Source organism: Austwickia chelonae (assembly GCF_003391095.1).
Lineage (GTDB): Bacteria > Actinomycetota > Actinomycetes > Actinomycetales > Dermatophilaceae > Austwickia > Austwickia chelonae_A.
The window spans coordinates 2177255-2196449 of record NZ_CP031447.1; the positions used below are offsets into that span (position 1 = coordinate 2177255).

Sequence of the window (19195 nt, forward strand, 5' to 3'; positions counted from 1 at the left end):
CTTCAGCCCTTGGCCACGACCTTCACCGTGGATCCGATGAGGCGGAGATCCCCGAGGAAACTGCGGTTACGCACATATTCGGCGTAGAGCCGCGCCTTCCGAGGAAGGATCGAATCGACATAGTGACGTTCGGGATCCTCTGCCGCAGCCAGTTCCTCGGCCTCGTTGCGGAAGACGATACTTCCGGGGTCGGTGATCCCCGGCCGTACCGAGAGGATCAACGGACGTAGCTCCTCGGGCCACTGCCGCACGAAAACAGGCACTTCCGGGCGGGGACCGACCAGGCTCATCTCGCCACGCAGCACATCGATGAGCTGAGGCAGTTCGTCGAGCTTGCTGGCCCGCAGCACCCGACCGACCTTGGTGACTCGGGCGTCACCACTGGCGCTGACCAGCTTCCCGTCGTGAGAGGCCGCCATCGTCCGGAATTTATGGATCCGGAAGGTCTTACCGTTCAAGCCGACTCGTTCCTGGCGGAAGAGCACTCCCCCAGGGCTCTCGACCGCTACTGCCACCGCGATCGCCGCCATCACCGGCGAACTCACGATGAGCCCCACCGTGGCGCAGGCTGCATCGAAAGCGCGCTTCGTACTGGGCGAGTCGAGCGAGGTCACGTGGCTGCCGTGCGGTGGCACCGGACCCATGTCGTCCCGAGGCGGGCGTGCTCCGCGGGGCATCGTCATGACAGGACCTCCCGTACGGCGTCGACCACTCTCTCCCGTTGATCCTCGGTCATCGAGGAGAACAACGGCAGGCTGACCGCTCGAGCGAATTCACCTTCAGCAACGGGGAACTGCTCCGCAGTCAAGGAATAACGTTCACGGTAGTACGGCTGCCGGTGCAACGGAATGAAGTGAACACTGCACCCCACCCCCGCCTCAGCCATTCTGGCGATGAAGGTGTCCCTGTCGATCGGCGCATCGCCCCGCAGCTTCATCACGAACAGATGCCAGGCGTGGGTGCTCCCCGGAACATCCGGCTCGGCCGGCAGATCCACCGGAAGATCCGCGAAAGCCTCCAGATAGCGTTCGGCCAGCGCTTTACGAGCTGCCGCCATCTGCGGCTGCCGGCGCAACTGCACCCGCCCCATCGCTGCGGCCGGGTCGGTCAGGTTGTACTTGTACCCCGCCTCGACCACCTCGTAGAACCAGCTGGGTTTCGTACTGCGATACCGGTCGAAGACATCACGGTTGATACCGTGCAGACGCATCGTGCGGATACGACGGGCCACGTCCTCGTCCCGGACGACGACCATCCCGCCTTCACCGGTGGTCATGGTCTTCGTGGCGTAGAAACTGAAGACCACGGCATCGGACTCGCCTTGTCCGACGAGCTGCCCCTGGGAATACGTCGGCAAGGAGTGAGCGGCGTCCTCGATCACCTTCAGACCGTGCTCCCGCGCGAAGGCCGCCGTCGCCTTCCGGTCGACCGGAAGCCCGGCGAAATGCACCGGCATGACGGCTTTCGTCCGCTCGGTCACCGCAGCGGCAGCCGCCGCATAATCGATGCACAGCGTGTCCGGATCGACATCAACCATCACCGGGTCGGCGTCGAGATAGCGGACAACCTCTGCGGTGGACGTAAAGGTCCAGTCGGGCACAATGACTTCGTCCCCAGGACCGATCCCACACGCCTCCAGGGCGAGATGCAGACCTGCCGTCGCCGAGTTGACTGCGATCGCCGTGACCCCGCCACCAAGGAAATCAGCGAATTCCCGCTCGAAAGCAGCGGCATTCGGTCCGGTGGTCAGCCATCCGGAACGCATGGCCGTCACCACGGCCTCGATCTCCTCTTCGCCGATGTCCGGCAGAGCGAAGGGGATGAACGAATCCTGGCTCACCGTTTTCCTCCTTGATCCTGGGCAGTGCGGACGCCTGTCGTCCTACCCGCTCGGTAGGCTACCCCCTAGGGGGCTGGCGCCATGCTGCGACTGCAGCGATGGGCTGGAACGACGTTCACCACGATTGACGTTGTCCACGCATGACTATGTGGACTGATCCCTATAGGGGGAGGCTGACCTTTAGATGATCAGCAAAGACATGACTCAGCTCGATGGCACCACCGACTTGACCGGAAAGATCATGAACCGTTACCCGACAGCCCAGAAGGCTTTGGTGGCGGTCCCCCTCCTGGCCTTCGCAGGACCTTTCGCTTCCGTCATGCCCGGAGCTTCCGGATTTCCGTACTTCTACCGGATCCTGTGGGCCATCGGCCTGATCATCGCCATCCCCCTGTTCCTCAGAGAAGTCCGGCGGCGCACGCTGCCGATGGTCTACTCGGTGATGGTGCTCTGTTGGACGGTGTGGGCACCCATCACCCTGCTGTGGTCCCCCGCTCCGAGCACCGGACGCACCGAGATCCTCGCCGGAACCCTGGCCATGTGGGGCTCCTGGGTCGTGCTCGTCCTCACCCGAGGCAGCTCACGCAGCGTACGGCTCCTTCGGCACGGCTGGGTGCTCGCTTTCGCCGTCACCATGCTCTTCGTCACCTGGGAGTTCTTCACCGGCCGCCACCTCGGCGAGATCACCGGCGTCCAGGAATGGACCTACTCGGTCTACTCCGTCGCCGGGCTCGACACCAACCCCAACGGCCTGTCCAATTTCATGGTCGCCGTCGTCGCCGTCCTTTGCGCCCAACTCGTCCGCGAGGTCGGGGGCCACCGACCCCACCGGAAGCACATCGACGCCGCCGAGAACGACACCGACATCCCGCCACCGGTCGCACCCCGCACCCGCACCTGGCGGATCATCGCCATCTTCGGATGCCTTGTCCTCGCCAGTTACACGGTCTACCTGACCGGCAGCCGCGCAGGCGCGCTCGCCTTGATGATGCTCTTCGTCGGCACCGCTGTCTGGTGTCTACCCACCCGGCGGTTCCTGGTCCCGGTCGCCCTGATCGTCCTCACAGTCGGCATGCCGATCCTCCAAGACACCCAGCTCAACCAGGTCCGGCCTGCCCGGGTCACCGACCAGGCGTCGCGACCCAACAAATCAGGCCGTTACCAGGACAACATCAGCGCTGACAAAAAACAGGCCGATGTCGCTTCAGCTGACAAACTCCGCCTCGATCTCACCCGCCTGGGCCTGCGCTACGTAGAGCAGAACCCTGTCCACGGCGCCGGAGCCGGAGCCGCACTGACCCTGGTCGCCCAAGACCCTGACTATCAGCCCGGCGTCCCCGCAGCGAAGAAACATGTCCTGAACCTGCACAACACCTATCTCGAGATCGCCGTCAACTACGGCCTGCTCGGTCTGCTCCCCATCATCGCCGTGATCCTGCTGACTCTGCAGCGTCTGCTCAGGTTCCGCCCCCTACGCCGGTGGTGGCCGGATCCGCTGGTCTTCGAAGGCCTCGGCATCCTGTTGGCACTCGCGGTGACCAGCGTGATCACCAGTTCCTCGATCGGGACGCCAACGTTCTGGCTCCTGGGCGCCTATGCTGCCGCCTTGGCGTGGAACTATGAGCAGGTCACTCGTCAGGCCGACGCTGCGCCAGAAGCTGCGCCTGCAGTCCTGGCGCACCCCGAACCCACAGAAAGGTGATCGGTCGGTGAAGATCTCCGTCCTCTCCCCGGTCTACAACGAGCAGACCCATCTTCCGGAGATGCTCAATTCCTTGAAGGCACAGACACACGAGGACTGGGAGGTCCTGTTCGTCGACGACGGTTCCACCGACGACACGGTCCAGCTGATTCGGAAAGCGGCGGACGAAGACCCGCGGGTCCGGCTGGTGGCACACGGTGAGAAATTCGGCAAAGCCAAGGCTTTCAACATGGCTTTCGAGGCCGCCACCGGAGAAGCGGTCGTCCTGCTCGCCGGGGACGACCGGCTCCCGGCAGGTTCCTTGGCAGTACGAGCTGCTGATATCGCCACCTGCACGCCCGGTGACCTGGGATTGTCCGCGTACAAACTCCGTTCCTTCTCGGACGACCCCGAATTCGACGGGATGGAGTTGCCTCGAGGTGACGCCACCAGCGCTTCCGGCGGAGTACTGACCTTCACCCGGGAGCTGGCGGAGTTGGTCTTCCCCGTCCCGGAGAGCCTGCCCAGCGAAGACATCTGGTTGGGCTTCGCCGGCCCCGCGCTGACCCGACGGTACATCCGTAATCCGGTGGTCGTTCTCGAATATCGAATCCATGGGGGCAACTCGAACCCCCGCGGACGTGACTTCGACACGATGAGCGCTTCGATCGCCCCTCGACACGAGGCCTGGCGTCTGCTGCTGGAACAGGAGCGTTTCCTGCTCCCGGCAGAGGACCGAGCCCACCTGGACGCCTTGTACCAGGCGGAGAAGTCCCGCCGTGAGGGGAAGGTCCTGAACATCCTTACTCAGCGCGGGCTGTCCAAGGCTGAGCGTGGCTCTCTCGCAGCCATGTCGGATGCCCGGTTGTGGTCACTGCGTCAGCGGTTCTACAAGATTCTCTCCGGACGCCAGGGCCGGTGAGACGCGAGCTGTGAAGGTCCTCGTTCTGGGCCGGGGTGTTCCCGGACCGCGGCAGCCGCTCCTGGGCATTTTCGAATTCCAGCAGGCCAAGGCCTTGGCCGCTGCTGGGCATCAGGTCGTGTATGGAGCACTCGACATCCGTTTCGTCCAGCACCGCCGACCGTGGGGTGTCCGACGCCGCGAGGTGGACGGCATTCCTGTGGTGGAGGTGAGTCTTCCGCTGGGTCGTCTCCAGTACCGGTGGGGATACCGGTGGGTGGCAGCGGCCTGGGAACTGCTGTATCGGTCAGCGGTGCGGGCGCATGGCGCTCCGGATCTGGTCCACAGTCATTTCATCGGGTGGTCGGCCGCTGCTGCTCGGGGGCGGCGGCGGCACGACTACCGTTTGGTCGTCACCGAGCACACCTCTGGTCTGATGGCCGATCAAGTGGAGCCGGCCATGCTGGAAGGCGCACATATCGCTTATGCGGAAGCCGATGCCGTGATCACGGTCAGTCCCGGACTCCAGGCCCGGGTCGCTGCTTTGACCGGCCGTGATTCGGTGTACATCCCGAACCTGGTGGACGCTGAGAACTTCACCCGGTTGCCGTGGAAGGAGCACTCCCCCCGGCGGATCGTCACTGTGGGAAATCTGATTGCGCGCAAGCGTGTCGACGCCCTCATCGAAGCACTTGCGATGTCCTGTTTGGACGATGTGCATCTGAGCGTGATCGGGCGTGGGCCGCAGCTGGAGGAATGGAAGGCCAAGGCTGTCGAGTTGGGGATCCAGGACCGGGTCGTCTTCGAAGGTTCGTTGTCCCATGCCGAGATCGCCGAGCATTTCGCCTCGGCCGATCTGTTCGCTCTCGTCTCCCGGGCGGAAACCTTCGGAGTGGTCCTCATCGAAGCCATGGCTGCGGGACTTCCAGTGCTGAGTACCAGGTCAGGCGGCCCGGAAGGCTTTGTCGCCGAGGAAACCGGGGTGCTGACCGGGCATGAGGTGTCGCAGATCGCAGCAGGCTTGGAGGAGGCCTTCGGGCGCGGCTGGGACCGGACAGCGATCCGTTCCTATGCCGTCGATCACCATTCACCTCAGGTCATCGCAGCACGGCTGACCGAGGTCTATGAACAGGTCAGCGGCGCACGCTCCGCCTGAGACCGGGGCCCTCCCTGCTGCCGGATCGCGTCAGCAAGGAGGGCCGCTCCGGTCAGTGCAGATGTCCACCGATGTCGGACCGGTGGATCTTCGAGGAGCCACCCCGGGCTTTGATCTCCCGACGTAACTCATTGGGCAGCGCGAAGAGCAAGCTCTCTTCTGCGGAGACGACCGTGTCGACGTCCACATATCCCCGATCGGCGAGCGCAGCCAGTACATCGCGGACGAGGATCTCCGGCACAGATGCTCCGGAGGTCACCCCGATAGTGCGTACGTCATCGAACCAGGCATCGTCGATCTCGGCGGCGTAGTCGACGAGATACCCGGCTTTGGCGCCGTGTTCGACAGCGACTTCGACGAGTCGTACGGAATTCGAGGAGTTGCGTGATCCGACCACGATCATCAGGTCGCATTCGGCAGCCATCTGTTTGACGGCGTGTTGCCGGTTCTGGGTGGCGTAGCAGATGTCGTCGCTGGGCGGGTCGATCATCTGGGGGAAGCGTTCCCGGAGGCGGCGTACCGTCTCCATCGTCTCGTCGACGCTCAGGGTGGTCTGGGAGAGCCAGACCACTTTCTCGGGGTCGCGGACCTGGACGTTGTCGACGTCGTCAGGGCCGTCGACGATCGTGATGTGTTCGGGCGCCTCGCCGGAGGTGCCGACGACTTCTTCGTGTCCTTCGTGGCCGATGAGCAAGATGTCGTAGTCGCTACCGGCGAACCTGCGAGCTTCCCGGTGCACTTTGGTCACCAGCGGGCAGGTCGCGTCGATCGTCTTCAGCGATCGGGAGGCGGCTTCCTCGTGGACGATCGGGGAGACACCGTGCGCGGAGAAGACGACGGTCGCGCCTTCAGGAACCTGTTCGGTCTCGTCGACGAAGACCGCTCCACGTCGGGCCAGGGTGTCCACGACGTGTTTGTTGTGCACGATCTCTTTACGCACATAGACCGGGGGACCGTACAGCTCCAGGGCTTTCTCGACGGTGACGACGGCACGATCGACGCCGGCGCAGTATCCACGGGGCGCTGCCAACAGCACACGCTTGCTCTCGCTCACCGAACCATCGTAGGAGCAGCCGTGGAGATTACGCTGATCCGTGTGGTCCCCTCTCCTGCGCAGAACAGCCCTTCCCGCTCTGAAAACGTCCGAGGTGGCCCCGCGCGTGACGGCGAAAATGCGGCGAAGTCCCTGCCGGAGAAGGCTGCGTTGACCACTGCCGAGGATCCGTGGCCGGTGCATCTGCTGTCGACGAAGATCACCGAGTACGTCGGCCGGATGAGCCCGCTGTGGGTCGAAGGGCAGGTCGTGCAGTTCAACAGAAGGTCAGGTCGGCTGTGTTTCCTGACCTTGCGGGACCCGGATGTCGACATGTCGTTGACCGTGACTCTGCCCGGCACGGTCGTCGATGCGCTGCCTTCCCCGTTGACGAGTGGTTCTCGGGTGGTGGTCCAGGCTCGGCCCACATTCTGGGCAAAACGGGGGACTCTTCAGCTGGAAGGTCGACAGATCCAGCCGATCGGTGAGGGCGATCTCCTGGCTCGGATCGAGCAGTTGAAACGTCGGCTCAGCGACGAGGGTCTTTTCGCCCCTCAGCGGAAACGCTCGCTGCCTTTTCTTCCACGCGTGGTCGGTCTGATCTGCGGACGGGCCAGTGCCGCCGAACAGGATGTCCTGGAGAATGCTCGGCGCAGGTGGCCTGCAGTCCGTTTCGAGGTCCGTGAGGTACCCGTCCAAGGTGTCGATGCCGTCTCGGCCGTCCGTGGTGCGCTGTCCGAACTGGACGGACACGATCAGGTCGACGTCATCGTGATTGCTCGTGGCGGTGGGTCCTTCGAGGATCTGCTCCCCTTCAGCAGCGAGGAACTCGTGCGCGCGGTCGCGGCCGCTGCTACCCCGGTGGTCAGCGCCATCGGTCATGACGTGGACACTCCCCTGTTGGATTTTGTCGCCGATCTACGAGCCTCCACGCCCACCGATGCCGCCAAACAGGTCGTCCCCGACGTCGCAGAGGAACGGACCGGGCTGGCCACCGTACGCACTCGCCTGGGGCAGGGAATCCGTGTGCGGCTGGCTGCCGAACGACGCCACTTGGACGGATTACGTACCCGACCGGTGCTCGCCGATCCCGCGACGATGCTCGCACCGCACCGCCAGGAAACGGCATCATTGCGTTCTCGGATGCAGCTCCGGTTGACTTCGCAGATCCATCGCGAGCGGGACACCGTCCATCATCTGCAAGCCAGGGTGCGCGCGCTCAGCCCGTTGTCGACTCTCCAACGCGGATATGCGGTGGTGGAGAATCCCGATGGTGGGCTTCTGGCACACAGCGCGATGCTCACCCCTGAGCAGACCGTGCGGGTGAAGATGGCCGACGGCTCTTTCGACGCCCGCGTCGTGGCAGTGGCTCAGGGTCACCGACATGTCGCCGTCGGTGGCCCTGATTCGTCCACACCTGCTGACACGAGCGTAGGGTGACCTCCGTGGACGATGAGCAGATCGACAACAGTGACCGGCCGGATGCGTCGTCGGCGCAGGCCGATGTGTCAGGGCTGTCCTACGAAGTTGCCCGCGACGAGCTGGTTTCCATTGTGGGTCGGTTGGAGGGCGGTCACGTCGGCCTGGAGGAGAGCATGCGCCTGTGGGAGCGCGGCGAAGCCCTGGCTGACCGTTGTGAGTCCTGGTTGAAGGGCGCCGAGCATCGTCTGCGCGGCGCCGAGGACGCAGCTGTCCCGGAGTGAGACCAGCGCGACTCCGTTCTTCACACCTCTCTTTTCACCGCGATGTCGATGGGGCCTCTGCCGGTTTCGGCATACGCAATGCCGCAGCGAAGACCGACAGCGTGGCTTCGTCGACCTCTCCACTCAGCACGGTGACCAGTTCTCCTGACCCCGGTCCGGCGTCAGCGACGAGGCTACGCCGGATGCGTTCCCCGGTGCCGCTCTCGATCGAGGCATTGCGTCGCTGCCAATACCGGCCGGCGATCTCGACGTTGTCCCGGGTCTCAGACCCCAGGGTCTCTCGTTCCAGCCAGGCTTCCAGCCCTTCCCGACCAGCTAAATCTGCGCTCTTGGCCTGGCTGAGCACAACATAACGGTCGTCACCGGGTCGGCGATGGTATCCGACCCGCCAGGTCATGATCCCTTTGTCGTCGGCCGAGTGCCGGACGAGCGTGGCATGCCATTGATCCCCTGTTTCCACGAGCGCGACCGGCCAGGTCGGGTCGGTACGGATCTGACCGACGGTGCGTTGAACGTCGACCGTGGCGCGTTCGCGGGCGACCGGCCGCGGCATCAGGGCGACGACGGCGAAGACGAACAGACTCATCACGATCATGGAGACGACCAGGCTGCGCCAGTTCCCCCGTCCGTGTGTACTCGTGGGCCGAGCCCCGGTGGATTCTCCAGCAGGAGAAGGCGCGCGGTCGCCACCGGGATGGCTTCCCCCGCCCGAGGCAGAGGTCTGCGTGGAGTCGATGCCGGTCACCCGGCCCATGCTAAGCGTCGGAGCAGACCCTTCAGCTTGTTCGCCCATCCCCTTCTGCGAAGATCAGGTCAGGCCGTCGTACGCTGACGCTCCTGCGCACGCTCGAGCGCGCGTTTCCGATCTTCTTCGCTCTCCTTGGCGATCCGTTCGGCCTGGGCTTCGTCTCGGCTGAGGCAGGCCCCGCTCTCCGGGTCGAAGACGTGCATATTGCCGGGTTCGAAGAACAGTTCGGCGTTCTCTCCTTCACGGACTCTGCTGCGAGCATCCAGGTTGACGACCATCTGGGTGCGCAGTCCTTCCCCGTCGAGCTCACGGTCGAGTTCGGTCAGCCTGTTCTGCACTTGAGGGTCTGATTCATAGGGCACGTAGGCGTACTGTTCGTTGCCCAACCATTCGGTGACATCGATGGGAACGCTGAAGTGCACAGCTTCGGGAGAGGGTCGTTCGTGCAGATTCCGATCTTTGAGGTGTTCGGGGCGGATGCCGACGATGACCACCGACTTGTCGAGGAGTGCACCCTTCAGCTGGCCCGGTACGGGCACCTCTCCGAAGGGGAGCTTCATCCGACCTCCAGCGATCTGTGCAGGCAGGAAGTTCATCGGAGGCGATCCAATGAATCCGGCGACGAAGAGGTTGACCGGCTGCTCGTAGAGTTCGCGGGGGCTGGCGCACTGTTGCAGAACGCCTTTCTTCAGCACGGCGACCCGGTCCCCCAGAGTCATCGCCTCGGTCTGGTCATGGGTCACGTAGATAGTGGTCATCTGCATGGATCGTTGCATCCGTGCGATCTCGGTGCGCATCTGTCCACGGAGCTTCGCATCGAGGTTCGACAGTGGTTCGTCGAAGAGAAAGGCATCTGCGTCCCGGACGATGGCCCGCCCCATGGCTACCCTTTGCCGTTGCCCACCGGACAGGTTCCCTGGTTTTCGGGAAAGATGTTCGGTGAGCTCAAGCATGGCAGCAGCACGTTCGACGCGATCACGGATCGAGGCTTCGTTGAGCCCTCCTTTGCTCAGCCTCAGGGGGAAAGCGATGTTCTCGTAAACCGTCAGATGCGGATAGAGCGCATAGTTCTGGAACACCATGGCGAGATTGCGTTCCCTAGGTGCCAGGTCGTTGATGCGCTGGCCATCGACTCGCAGGTCACCCCCGGTGATCTCCTCCAAGCCCACGATCATCCTCAACAGGGTCGATTTCCCGCAGCCGGAAGGCCCGACGAGGATCATGAGCTCCCCGTCCTTGATATCGAGGGTCACATCGTTGACCGCGGGGTATCCGTCGCCGTACTTCTTGACCAGGTTGACGAGCTCTATGTAGGACATCGAGGCTCTCCTCCGTCTTTCTTCGTCGTTTCCTACCCCTTGACAGCACCTGATGTCAGGCCGGCCACGATGCGTTGTTGGAAGATCAGTACCAGCAGGATCACCGGGATGGTGACGACGACCGAAGCCGCCATGATGGCCCCGGTGGGCTGTTCGAACTGTGATGAACCAGTGAAAAAGGCCAGCGCAGCCGGCACCGTCCTGGCCTTCTCCGATGAGGTCAGCGAGATAGCGAAGACGAAGTCGTTCCAGGCGGTGAAGAACGTGATGATCGCGGTGGTAAACACTCCCGGCATCGCCAGAGGAATGATCACCTTCCGGAAGGCTTCCCAACTGGTCGCCCCGTCTACTTGAGCCGCTTGTTCCATCTCCCAGGGAATCTGTTTGAAGAAGGCCGTCATAATCCAGATGGACAGCGGCAGGGTCAAGGAGAGATAGGGCAGGACCAGTCCGGGGATGGTGTCGAACAGACCGATTCGACGCCACAGGTCGTACAGCGGGGTCACCAGGGAGATCACCGGGAAGAAGGAGACCACCAGAGCCGTTCCGAGGATCAGCCGCCGACCGGGAAAGGCCAATCGGCTGATGGCGTAGGCGCAGAACATCGCCAGGATCACCGAGATCAAAGTCGCGCTAAGACAGACGATCAGGGAATTGCGCAGCGCTGGCAGGAAGAGCTCACGCGCGCCACCGTTGAAGATCAGGTCGTAGTTCTCCAGGCTCGGTTCCTTAGGCCAGAAATTACCGAACAGATTCTTCTCGACATCGGACTGCGACTGGGAATCTTTCAAGGACAGAGAAAGCATCCACAGCAGCGGGACCATGGTCCACAACATGATCGGGACGGCCAGGGCAAGCATGCCCCATGTCTTCTTCCTACTGGCCTCGGCTGACATGGGTCACCCTTTCCCTTCGACCAGGTCGACCTTGAAGAATCTGATGAAGACATAGGCGATGAACAGAACGCACAGGAAGAGCAGGACAGACAGAGTTGAGCCCATGCCGACCTCGACACGGCTGATGGTCTGGTCGTAGGCGAGCAGAGAGAAGGACCTGGTCCCGTCGGCACCGCCGGTCATGATGAAGATGTTGTCGAAGATGCGGAAGGCGTCCAACGTCCGGAAGAGCAGCGCAACCATGATCGCCGCCTTCATGTTGGGAAGGATGACGCGGGTGAGTACCTGGAGGAAGGTCGCACCGTCGACCTTCGCGGCTTCCTCCAGGGTGGAGTCGACCTGGGCAAGACCGGCCAGCAGGAGCAGTGACATGAATGGAGTCGTCTTCCAGATCTCCGACAGGCAGATGACCGCGAGCGCGCTCCAGGTGTCCCCGAACCAGTCGTAGGCGAGTGGGAACCGCCCGGCTGAGAGGAAGTTCAGCCAGTGGTTCGTGAATCCAGTGGTGACTCTGAATCCGTAGAGCCAGGCGAACCCGGAGACGACGGTGATGATCGAGTAGGGAAGGAGCACGATGGTACGTAGTGCTTTGCGAGGAAAGACGATCCGGTGCATGACCATCGCGATGATCATGCCGAGAACGAGTTCCACGATAACGGTGACAGCAGTAATGGCCAGGGTGACCATGATCGCTTTTCCGAATTCGACATCGGTCAGCGCTGTGAAGTAATTGTTCGCCCCGATGAATTCACGACTTTGAGGGTCGGTGAGCCGGTAGGAGAAGAAAGAAGTCCATATCGCTTGCAGGATGGGATAGGCAGTGACGGCCACCATGATGACAAAAGCCGGTCCGGCAAGCTTCCACCCCAGAAGATATTCCTCTCGTTTCCGTTTCGCTCGTTTCACCGACGGCTGGGCGTTCTTCCCTTTGCCGGAGGGCTCCATTCCGGCAGGGGTTTCGGTTTCGGCAGTCATAGGAGAGCCCTTCCCTGCAGAACCGCTTTGATCTTCTCTTCGGCCTTCGCTCCGATGACCTCCGGGTCAATGGCGTGAGGCGGACTGTACGTCCGATAGATGGCGGTGGAGATGTCCCCGTAGTACTGGGATCGGGGTCGTGCTGCGGCAGCGTCCAACGAGTCACGGATCATCGAGGCCATCGGGTATTTCTCGAGGATCTCCGGGTCCAAGTAGACGGCGCGTCGTGCTGCAGGGTTGCCGCTGCCCGACATGTAGAGCTTCTGCCGTGGCGCATCGGTCAGGCAGCTGATGGCTTTCCAGGCTTTCTGTTGCTTCGTGCTGGCCCTGTTGACGCCCAGGACGATACCGCCCAGCGGTGGCTTCGATTCCTTGTCCGCAACGGTCCTGGGATATCTGGCCCAGCCCAGATCTTGCGCAGCTTGCGGGTTCTTCTCCTGAAGCGCAGTCCACACATAAGGCCAGTTGACGAGGAAGCCGCCGTTCTTGTCATCGGAGAAGAGGTCGAGGGAGACCGGTTCGTCGTTCGCGCCCATGGCGGGTCCCCCCACATCACGCTCGTCGATCTTCTTGATGATCTTCGCGGCTTTCTTTCCTGCTTCTCCACCAAGCCCCAGCTCCATGTTCTTGGGATCGGCGGGATATTTCTCGATGATCCGTCCACCCGCTCCTTCGATGAGGGAGTTCACCCAGACGGTGTAGCCCTCGTAGGGTTTGCTCTGCACTGCCACGGTTCGGCGTTGTTCCGCTGCTACGTCGATCAATTGGTCCCAGGTCACGGGTTTGGTGAGATCCAATCCCGCTTTCAGCGCCACCGATTTTCGGTACCACAACAGTTGCGTGTTCGCCCATAGCGGTACGCCGACGAGCTCGTTCTTCCAGGTGGAGGAGTCGACAGCCGAGGTGACGACGTCTTCGGTGAACCCGGCCCGTAATGATTCAGGGACCCGTTCCAAATAGCCCGGCTCGGCGAATTCAGAAACGAAGGCCGGATCTACGGACATGATGTCCATGGAGGCGTCGTCGGCAGCCAATCTTCTGAGCAGTTGTTGGCGTTGATCGCTGGCACTGTTGGGAAGCATCACGACTTTGATCGAGTACTCCCCGCCCGAGGCTTGTGAGCATTCCTTGGCAAGTTGGGCCTGGCCACCTCGCGTCGGGTCGGTGTTCCCTCGATCAGGGTTGATGTACCAGACGAGTTCATGCGCCGGCGGTGCGCTTGAACACGCAACTGCATTGACGCCCACCAAGAGGGCAACGGTGGCGACGGCTGTCGCTCGCCCGGTCAGGTGGCTTCTACGCATCACGTCTCCTCGGACCTGGCAGCACGGTCCGGGAGCGGGTCGTGCTGGATCGCCTCTTTCGCGGATCAGCTCTACGGCAGCTCGGGCACCCCACTGTGCGCGACGCTCCCCTTCACCCTGCCATCGCCGAAGCCCCGACGCACGAGACCCGCCGCATCCGGCGCGTCGGAGATTCTCCATGACCTTGCGAAGCAGGCTTCCGGGGTGCAGTGCTCCCGGCATGAGAGCCGAAGGTCCCACATCGGACGACCTGCGGGGAAGCGTTCTGAGGCACCTCGGAGCGGCATACCCTGAAGGGGTACGGCGGCTGATATCGGGCCTCTCGTGAGGCTGCGCATCAGTTGTCCCGCCACCCCGGTGGTGCCGCCCGCCTGCGGCACCGATCCGGGCCCCGAAGGCAGAGGAGAAGATGATGAGCGACTTCGTGTACGAAGATCTATTGCCGATCGGCGACGATCCGACCCCTTATCGGAAGTTGAGCGACGACGGAGTTCGAACGATTTCCGGCCCAGATGGGCGAACCTTCCTTCAGATCGCCCCGGAGGCGCTCACTCTGTTGGCTCAGACCGCCATGCATGACATCGCCCACTATCTGCGTCCGGCTCATCTCCAGCAGCTACGGACCATCATGGACGACCCTGAGGCCAGCGACAATGACAAGTTCGTCGCTCTCGATCTGCTGAAGAACGCCAATATCTCGGCCGGTGATGTCCTGCCGATGTGTCAGGACACCGGGACAGCGATCGTGATGGGCAAGCGTGGACAGCACGTTCTGACCGAAGGCACGGACGAAGAGCCGATCAGCCGTGGGGTGTACGAGGCCTACACCAAGCTCAATCTGCGCTATTCGCAGAACGCACCGGTGACCATGTTCGAGGAGAAGAACACCGGGAACAACCTTCCGGCCCAGATCGAGTTGTATGCCGACACCGCGCCAGGACACGAGAACACTTACAAGTTCCTGTTCATGGCCAAGGGCGGCGGCAGCGCCAATAAGTCCTATCTCTTCCAGGAGACCAAGGCCATTCTCAACCCTGAAGCAATCAGGAGCTTCCTCAGGGAGAAGATTTCTTCACTCGGCACAGCAGCCTGCCCGCCGTATCATCTGGCCATCGTCATCGGTGGCACATCTGCCGAATTTGCTTTGAAGAGTGCAAAATATGCATCAGCAAAATATCTCGATGAATTGCCTACCAAAGGAAATGCCGCCACCGGACGAGGCTTCCGGGATCTCGATATGGAACACAAGGTTCTCGAGCTGACTCGAGAACTAGGAATCGGAGCCCAGTTCGGCGGTAAGTACTTCTGTCACGATGTACGCGTGATCCGCCTTCCTCGTCATGGCGCTTCCCTGCCGGTGGCAATCGCCGTGTCCTGCTCCGCAGACCGACAGTGCCGGGGGAAGATCACGCCTGAGGGGGTCTTCATCGAGCAGCTCGAGTTCGAACCTGCGAAGTACCTACCTGAAGTCATCGACGATGATCTGCCCGATCAAGGCGATGACGTAGTCCGGATCGATCTGTCTCGTCCGATGCCGGAAATCCTGCACGAGCTCTCACAGCATCCCATCAGGACAAGGGTCTCCCTCACCGGAACCTTGGTCGTGGGCAGGGATATCGCCCACGCCAAGATCAAGGAGCGGTTGGACGCCGGCGAAGAGATGCCTCAGTACATGAAGGACCACCCGGTGTACTACGCCGGCCCCGCCAAGACACCGGAGGGCATGCCCTCTGGCTCTTTCGGACCGACCACGGCAGGCCGGATGGACTCATATGTGGATCAGTTCCAGGCAGCAGGCGGTTCGATGATCATGCTGGCCAAGGGAAACAGGTCGAAGCAGGTCACGGATGCCTGCGCCAACCACGGCGGTTTCTACCTGGGATCGATCGGTGGGCCGGCAGCGCGCCTTGCCCAGGATTGCATCAAGAAGGTAGAGGTGTTGGAATATCCCGAGCTCGGCATGGAAGCTGTCTGGAAGATTGAAGTCGAAGATTTCCCTGCTTTCATCGTCGTTGATGACAAGGGAAATGACTTCTTCGCCACGGTTGGCCCGAAAAGCATTCAGCGCACCATCCCCACCCGGCCAGGCCTGGAAGATCAGGGCCGTGGCCCCGACTCCGGAACGGTGAAGTGACTTCAAGGATTCCTCAGAAGCTGGCCGGCAGCGCCGCTGCAACAAGCCGGCCAGCTTCTCCTGCCCAGGCTTGGGCAGCTCTGCGTGCTGGCAACGATCGTTTCGTCGCAGGCACACCGGAACGTCCTAATCAGAATGCAGCCAGACGAGGCGAGATCGTAGGGGGGCAGGCCCCCTTCGCGGTTTTCTTCGGCTGCGGGGATTCCCGTGTCGCTGCGGAAGTGATCTTCGACCAGGGGCTGGGCGATCTCTTCGTCGTCCGCACAGCTGGACACATCTTGAGTGATGGCGTGCTCGGGTCCCTCGAATTCGCTGTCGAGGAACTCTCCGTACCGCTCATCGTGGTTCTCGGCCACGACTCCTGCGGCGCGGTCAAGGCAGCCATCAGGCATTACAACGATGCGTCGATGCCCAAGGGGTACATCCGAGACATCGTCGAAAGAGTTACGCCCAGCGTGATCGCTGCGCACCGCGCGGGTGCCACCACCACTGACGAGGTGGAGGTCGAGCATGTGCGTCAGACGCTGCACCTCATCTATGAACGTTCGCAACTCATCAGGAACACCGTTGATCGAGGCCAATGCGCCATCATCGGGTTGACCTACGCGCTGGCCGAGGGACATGCCACCGTTGTGGACTATCTCGGAGTGATCACCGAGTGATTCCTGGATCTCGGCCGTCGCCCTCCGGTGATTCCAGAGTGGGGACGACCGAAATCTGCTTGACCTGAAGAGGTTCGCGCGGTTCAGGAGGAGAGCGTCAGCCGGGCGCGCACCACACTTGCGAGCTGATCAGCTGCTTCTTGAGCACGTTCCTGAGTATCAGCTTCGACCATCACCCTCACCAAGGGCTCGGTTCCCGACTTACGTAGGAGAACCCTGCCCGAGCTACCGAACTGGGCCTCGATCTCCCGAACGGCTTGCTGTACTCCTTCGTCGCTCTGGACCCGGTCCTTGTCGACGCCCTTGACGTTGATGAGCACCTGGGGAAGACGGTGCATCACCGAAGCCAGATCGGCAAGGCTACGTCCTGACTCCACTACCCGTGCGGCGATCGCCAACGCGGTGAGGACGCCATCGCCGGTCGTCCCGTGGTCAGACATGATGACGTGTCCGGACTGTTCTCCACCCAGGGAGTAGCTCCCGGACCGCATGTCCTCCAGCACATAGCGGTCGCCGACTGCCGTCTGACGGATCACGATCTGTTCGCGCTCCATCGCCTGGATGAGACCGAGGTTGCTCATCACGGTGATGACCAGAGTGTCGTCGACGAGTCGGCCTTGTTCACGAAGGCTCAACGCCAGGATCGCCATGATCTGATCGCCGTCGACGATGCTGCCTTCAGCATCGACGGCCAGGCACCGGTCGGCGTCGCCGTCCCAGGCGAACCCGAGGTCCGCTCCTCGAGCGACAACAGCTTCTTGGAGCCGTTCGAGGTGGGTCGAACCGTATCCATCGTTGATGTTCAGACCGTCAGGAGAGGTCCCGATCTCGTCCACCGTGGCGCCGGCACGCTTGAAGACCTCCGGCCCGACCTCGCTGGCAGCTCCATGTGCGGCGTCGACGACGACGTGCAATCCGTCCAAGCGGGTGGAGACGCTGGTGAGTAGGTGCTCAATATAGAATTCCGTGCCTTCTGGGAAAGGTCTGATCCGCCCAACACCAGCCCCGAGAGGGCGTTCCACCCAAGGCTCCCCCATACGCGTGCTGATCGCGTCCTCGGTGGCATCGCTGAGTTTGTGCCCACCCTTGCCGAGGAATTTGATGCCATTGTCCGGCATTGCGTTGTGAGAGGCCGACAGGACTGCGCCCATAGAAGCACTCATCCGAGCGGTCAGGTAGGCGATGGCCGGTGTCGGCAGAACGCCTGCATCAAGGACATCGACCCCAGCAGAAGCGAAACCTGCACAGACAGCAGCCCCCAGGAATTCACCTGAAGCCCGGGTGTCCCGGCCTACGACAGCGACGGCCCGATGCCCACCGAAAGCTCCGCGGTCTCCCAGGGCTCGTGCAGCTGCTACGGACAGGTTCAGTGCCAGATCAGCGGTCAGGTCCTTATTAGCGAGGCCACGAACCCCGTCGGTACCGAACAGACGTGCTCCCATTAGCAGCGTTTCCCCTTCTTGTCCCAGTGAGGCGCGCGATTTACTGCACCAATCTAGCGGGCTGTTCGGAAAAGTGACCGGCCGGTACTCTTCCGCCTGCGAAAAAACTTGAGTTGCAACAGGGGTCGCGTCCGCACCATGGTGCGGACGCGACCCCTGAGACGAGAACGCGCACTATTAATGAAGCGTAGCTCTTCCCCGAAATCGGGATATCGACCAACATCTTCTCGACGAGCAGGCTGCTTCTGATTTCGCGTGAGCAGCCGCACGGCACGGACACGTGAAATCGAATATTCTGCCCGGGATATCCTGTTGTCGATCTGCGGTTGCGGAAATCAGCGCTTGGAGTACTGAGGTGCCTTACGCGCCTTCTTGAGACCGGCCTTCTTGCGCTCGGGAACGCGAGCGTCCCGGGTCAGGAAGCCGGCCTTCTTCAGCGCCGGACGGTTCAGCTCGGCGTCGACCTCGTTCAGGCTGCGAGCCACACCGAGACGGACTGCCCCGGCCTGTCCGGAGGGCCCACCACCGTGGACGCGCACGAGCACATCGTACGAGCCATCGAGTTCGAGCACCTTCAGAGGCTCGTTAACGATCTGCTGGTGGACCTTGTTCGGGAAGTAGTCTTCCAGGGAACGGCCGTTGATCTTCCATTCCCCAGTACCCGGGACGATACGAACGCGAGCAATGGCCTGCTTGCGACGCCCGGTCGCAGAGCCCGGCGCGGATGCAGACGGACGCTGCACCGGAGCTTCAAGGTTGGCATCGGACTCAGTGGTGTATTCGGACAGCGCGGGCTCGTCGAGCTCGAGCTCAGTGGTGATGTCGGACACGGTTCTCCTCGTGTTCTGGGCGTCAGGTCAGCGCAAAGCTGATTACTGCGCGACCTGCGAAATCTCGAAGGGCACCGGCTTCTGAGCCTGGTGAGGGTGGGTGGTGCCCGCGTACACCTTCAGCTTGCTCAGCTGCTGACGCGCGAGGGAGTTCTTGGGGAGCATTCCCCGAATCGCCTTCTCGACAGCGCGCTCCGGCGACTTGGCCATGAGCTCGGTGTAGGAGGTGGAGCGGAGTCCGCCCGGGTAACCCGAGTGGTGGTAAGCCTTCTTCTGCGCCAGCTTTGAGCCGGTCAGCGCGACCTTGTCAGCGTTGATGATGATGACGAAGTCGCCGGTGTCGATGTGCGGCGCGAAGGTCGGCTTGTGCTTGCCGCGCAGCAGAACCGCGGCCTGCGACGCGAGACGGCCGAGAACTACGTCCGTCGCGTCGATGACATGCCAGGCCCGGTCGACGTCGCCCGGCTTAGGGGTGTAAGTACGCACGGAACAGCCTTGCTTTCTCTCGTGATTGCTCAGCGTGGGGTCGTGCGGGCGTCGCTCTCGCGTCCGGCCCTGCGCGACCGTGAGG

Annotated in this window: 18 protein-coding genes; 7 read left to right on the top strand and 11 right to left on the bottom strand. The window is 62.4% G+C overall.

The annotated features are described in order from the left end of the window. Nucleotides 1-2: 2 nt before the first annotated feature. On the bottom strand, nt 3-683 hold the full coding sequence (locus tag DX923_RS09525; protein WP_116114420.1) for a sugar transferase: 681 nt from the start codon (nt 681-683) through the stop codon (nt 3-5). Then, a complete protein-coding gene (locus tag DX923_RS09530) occupies nt 680-1840 on the bottom strand; it encodes a DegT/DnrJ/EryC1/StrS family aminotransferase (protein ID WP_116114422.1) in 1161 nt (386 codons plus the stop codon). Before DX923_RS09530 ends, DX923_RS09525 begins: the two co-directional genes overlap by 4 nt. A gap of 184 nt (nt 1841-2024) precedes the next feature. Here DX923_RS09530 and DX923_RS09535 point away from each other — a divergent pair, with 184 nt between their 5' ends. The 3 genes from DX923_RS09535 to DX923_RS09545 are packed head-to-tail and all read left to right on the top strand — an operon-like array spanning nt 2025 to nt 5578. Next, nucleotides 2025-3542 (top strand): O-antigen ligase family protein, encoded by a 1518-nt coding sequence (locus DX923_RS09535; protein WP_116114423.1) that lies wholly within the window; start codon nt 2025-2027, stop codon nt 3540-3542. Between the two features lie 7 nt (nt 3543-3549). Then, on the top strand, nt 3550-4443 hold the full coding sequence (locus DX923_RS09540; RefSeq protein ID WP_162872891.1) for a glycosyltransferase family 2 protein: 894 nt from the start codon (nt 3550-3552) through the stop codon (nt 4441-4443). A gap of 10 nt (nt 4444-4453) precedes the next feature. Next, nucleotides 4454-5578, top strand: a complete 1125-nt coding sequence (locus DX923_RS09545; RefSeq protein ID WP_162872892.1) for a glycosyltransferase — start codon at nt 4454-4456, stop codon at nt 5576-5578. A 52-nt stretch (nt 5579-5630) separates the two neighbouring features. Here the strand turns inward: DX923_RS09545 and DX923_RS09550 are convergent, their stop codons facing one another. Continuing rightward, on the bottom strand, nt 5631-6632 hold the full coding sequence (locus DX923_RS09550; protein WP_116114428.1) for a 4-hydroxy-3-methylbut-2-enyl diphosphate reductase: 1002 nt from the start codon (nt 6630-6632) through the stop codon (nt 5631-5633). Nucleotides 6633-6764: 132 nt separating this feature from the next. Here DX923_RS09550 and xseA point away from each other — a divergent pair, with 132 nt between their 5' ends. Further along, the gene (gene xseA / locus DX923_RS09555; protein ID WP_116116261.1) at nt 6765-8051 is read left to right on the top strand and encodes an exodeoxyribonuclease VII large subunit; all 1287 of its coding nucleotides are present in this window, start codon (nt 6765-6767) and stop codon (nt 8049-8051) included. Nucleotides 8052-8056: 5 nt separating this feature from the next. After that, nucleotides 8057-8314, top strand: a complete 258-nt coding sequence (locus DX923_RS09560) for an exodeoxyribonuclease VII small subunit (protein ID WP_116116262.1) — start codon at nt 8057-8059, stop codon at nt 8312-8314. 34 nt (nt 8315-8348) lie between these two features. Here DX923_RS09560 and DX923_RS09565 read toward each other — a convergent pair whose 3' ends face one another. The 5 genes from DX923_RS09565 to DX923_RS09585 all read right to left on the bottom strand — a co-directional run bounded on the left by DX923_RS09565 (nt 8349) and on the right by DX923_RS09585 (nt 13556). Further along, nucleotides 8349-9059 (bottom strand): DUF4245 family protein, encoded by a 711-nt coding sequence (locus DX923_RS09565; protein ID WP_162872893.1) that lies wholly within the window; start codon nt 9057-9059, stop codon nt 8349-8351. 68 nt (nt 9060-9127) lie between these two features. Next, nucleotides 9128-10381 (bottom strand): ABC transporter ATP-binding protein, encoded by a 1254-nt coding sequence (locus DX923_RS09570; RefSeq protein WP_116114432.1) that lies wholly within the window; start codon nt 10379-10381, stop codon nt 9128-9130. Between the two features lie 32 nt (nt 10382-10413). Continuing rightward, nucleotides 10414-11277 carry a carbohydrate ABC transporter permease gene (locus DX923_RS09575; RefSeq protein ID WP_116114434.1) on the bottom strand — a complete coding sequence of 288 codons (864 nt, stop codon included), beginning with the start codon at nt 11275-11277 and terminating at the stop codon, nt 10414-10416. A gap of 3 nt (nt 11278-11280) precedes the next feature. Next, nucleotides 11281-12222 carry a carbohydrate ABC transporter permease gene (locus tag DX923_RS09580; protein ID WP_116116263.1) on the bottom strand — a complete coding sequence of 314 codons (942 nt, stop codon included), beginning with the start codon at nt 12220-12222 and terminating at the stop codon, nt 11281-11283. Nucleotides 12223-12248: 26 nt separating this feature from the next. Continuing rightward, nucleotides 12249-13556 (bottom strand): extracellular solute-binding protein, encoded by a 1308-nt coding sequence (locus DX923_RS09585; protein WP_116114436.1) that lies wholly within the window; start codon nt 13554-13556, stop codon nt 12249-12251. Nucleotides 13557-13968: 412 nt separating this feature from the next. Here DX923_RS09585 and DX923_RS09590 point away from each other — a divergent pair, with 412 nt between their 5' ends. Both DX923_RS09590 and DX923_RS09595 read left to right on the top strand, forming a co-directional pair. After that, the gene (locus tag DX923_RS09590; RefSeq protein WP_116114438.1) at nt 13969-15690 is read left to right on the top strand and encodes a fumarate hydratase; all 1722 of its coding nucleotides are present in this window, start codon (nt 13969-13971) and stop codon (nt 15688-15690) included. After that, nucleotides 15687-16352, top strand: a complete 666-nt coding sequence (locus tag DX923_RS09595) for a carbonic anhydrase (RefSeq protein ID WP_116114440.1) — start codon at nt 15687-15689, stop codon at nt 16350-16352. The genes DX923_RS09590 and DX923_RS09595 overlap by 4 nt, the downstream gene beginning before the upstream one ends. An 83-nt stretch (nt 16353-16435) precedes the next feature. Here the strand turns inward: DX923_RS09595 and glmM are convergent, their stop codons facing one another. The 3 genes from glmM to rplM all read right to left on the bottom strand — a co-directional run bounded on the left by glmM (nt 16436) and on the right by rplM (nt 19110). Next, entirely contained in the window at nt 16436-17794 is a 1359-nt protein-coding gene (glmM, locus tag DX923_RS09600; RefSeq protein ID WP_116114442.1) for a phosphoglucosamine mutase, read from the bottom strand. Nucleotides 17795-18129: 335 nt separating this feature from the next. Continuing rightward, on the bottom strand, nt 18130-18624 hold the full coding sequence (rpsI, locus tag DX923_RS09605; protein ID WP_116114444.1) for a 30S ribosomal protein S9: 495 nt from the start codon (nt 18622-18624) through the stop codon (nt 18130-18132). Between the two features lie 42 nt (nt 18625-18666). Beyond that, entirely contained in the window at nt 18667-19110 is a 444-nt protein-coding gene (rplM, locus tag DX923_RS09610; RefSeq protein WP_116114446.1) for a 50S ribosomal protein L13, read from the bottom strand. Nucleotides 19111-19195: the final 85 nt, after the last annotated feature.

Coding starts and splice junctions, on each gene's coding strand:
- DX923_RS09525 (WP_116114420.1), bottom strand. CDS start 683: ATGACGATGCCCCGCGGAGCACGCCCGCCTCGGGACGACATGGGTCCG.
- DX923_RS09535 (WP_116114423.1), top strand. CDS start 2,025: ATGATCAGCAAAGACATGACTCAGCTCGATGGCACCACCGACTTGACC.
- DX923_RS09570 (WP_116114432.1), bottom strand. CDS start 10,381: ATGTCCTACATAGAGCTCGTCAACCTGGTCAAGAAGTACGGCGACGGA.
- DX923_RS09575 (WP_116114434.1), bottom strand. CDS start 11,277: ATGTCAGCCGAGGCCAGTAGGAAGAAGACATGGGGCATGCTTGCCCTG.
- DX923_RS09580 (WP_116116263.1), bottom strand. CDS start 12,222: ATGGAGCCCTCCGGCAAAGGGAAGAACGCCCAGCCGTCGGTGAAACGA.
- DX923_RS09585 (WP_116114436.1), bottom strand. CDS start 13,556: ATGCGTAGAAGCCACCTGACCGGGCGAGCGACAGCCGTCGCCACCGTT.
- DX923_RS09590 (WP_116114438.1), top strand. CDS start 13,969: ATGAGCGACTTCGTGTACGAAGATCTATTGCCGATCGGCGACGATCCG.
- glmM (WP_116114442.1), bottom strand. CDS start 17,794: ATGGGAGCACGTCTGTTCGGTACCGACGGGGTTCGTGGCCTCGCTAAT.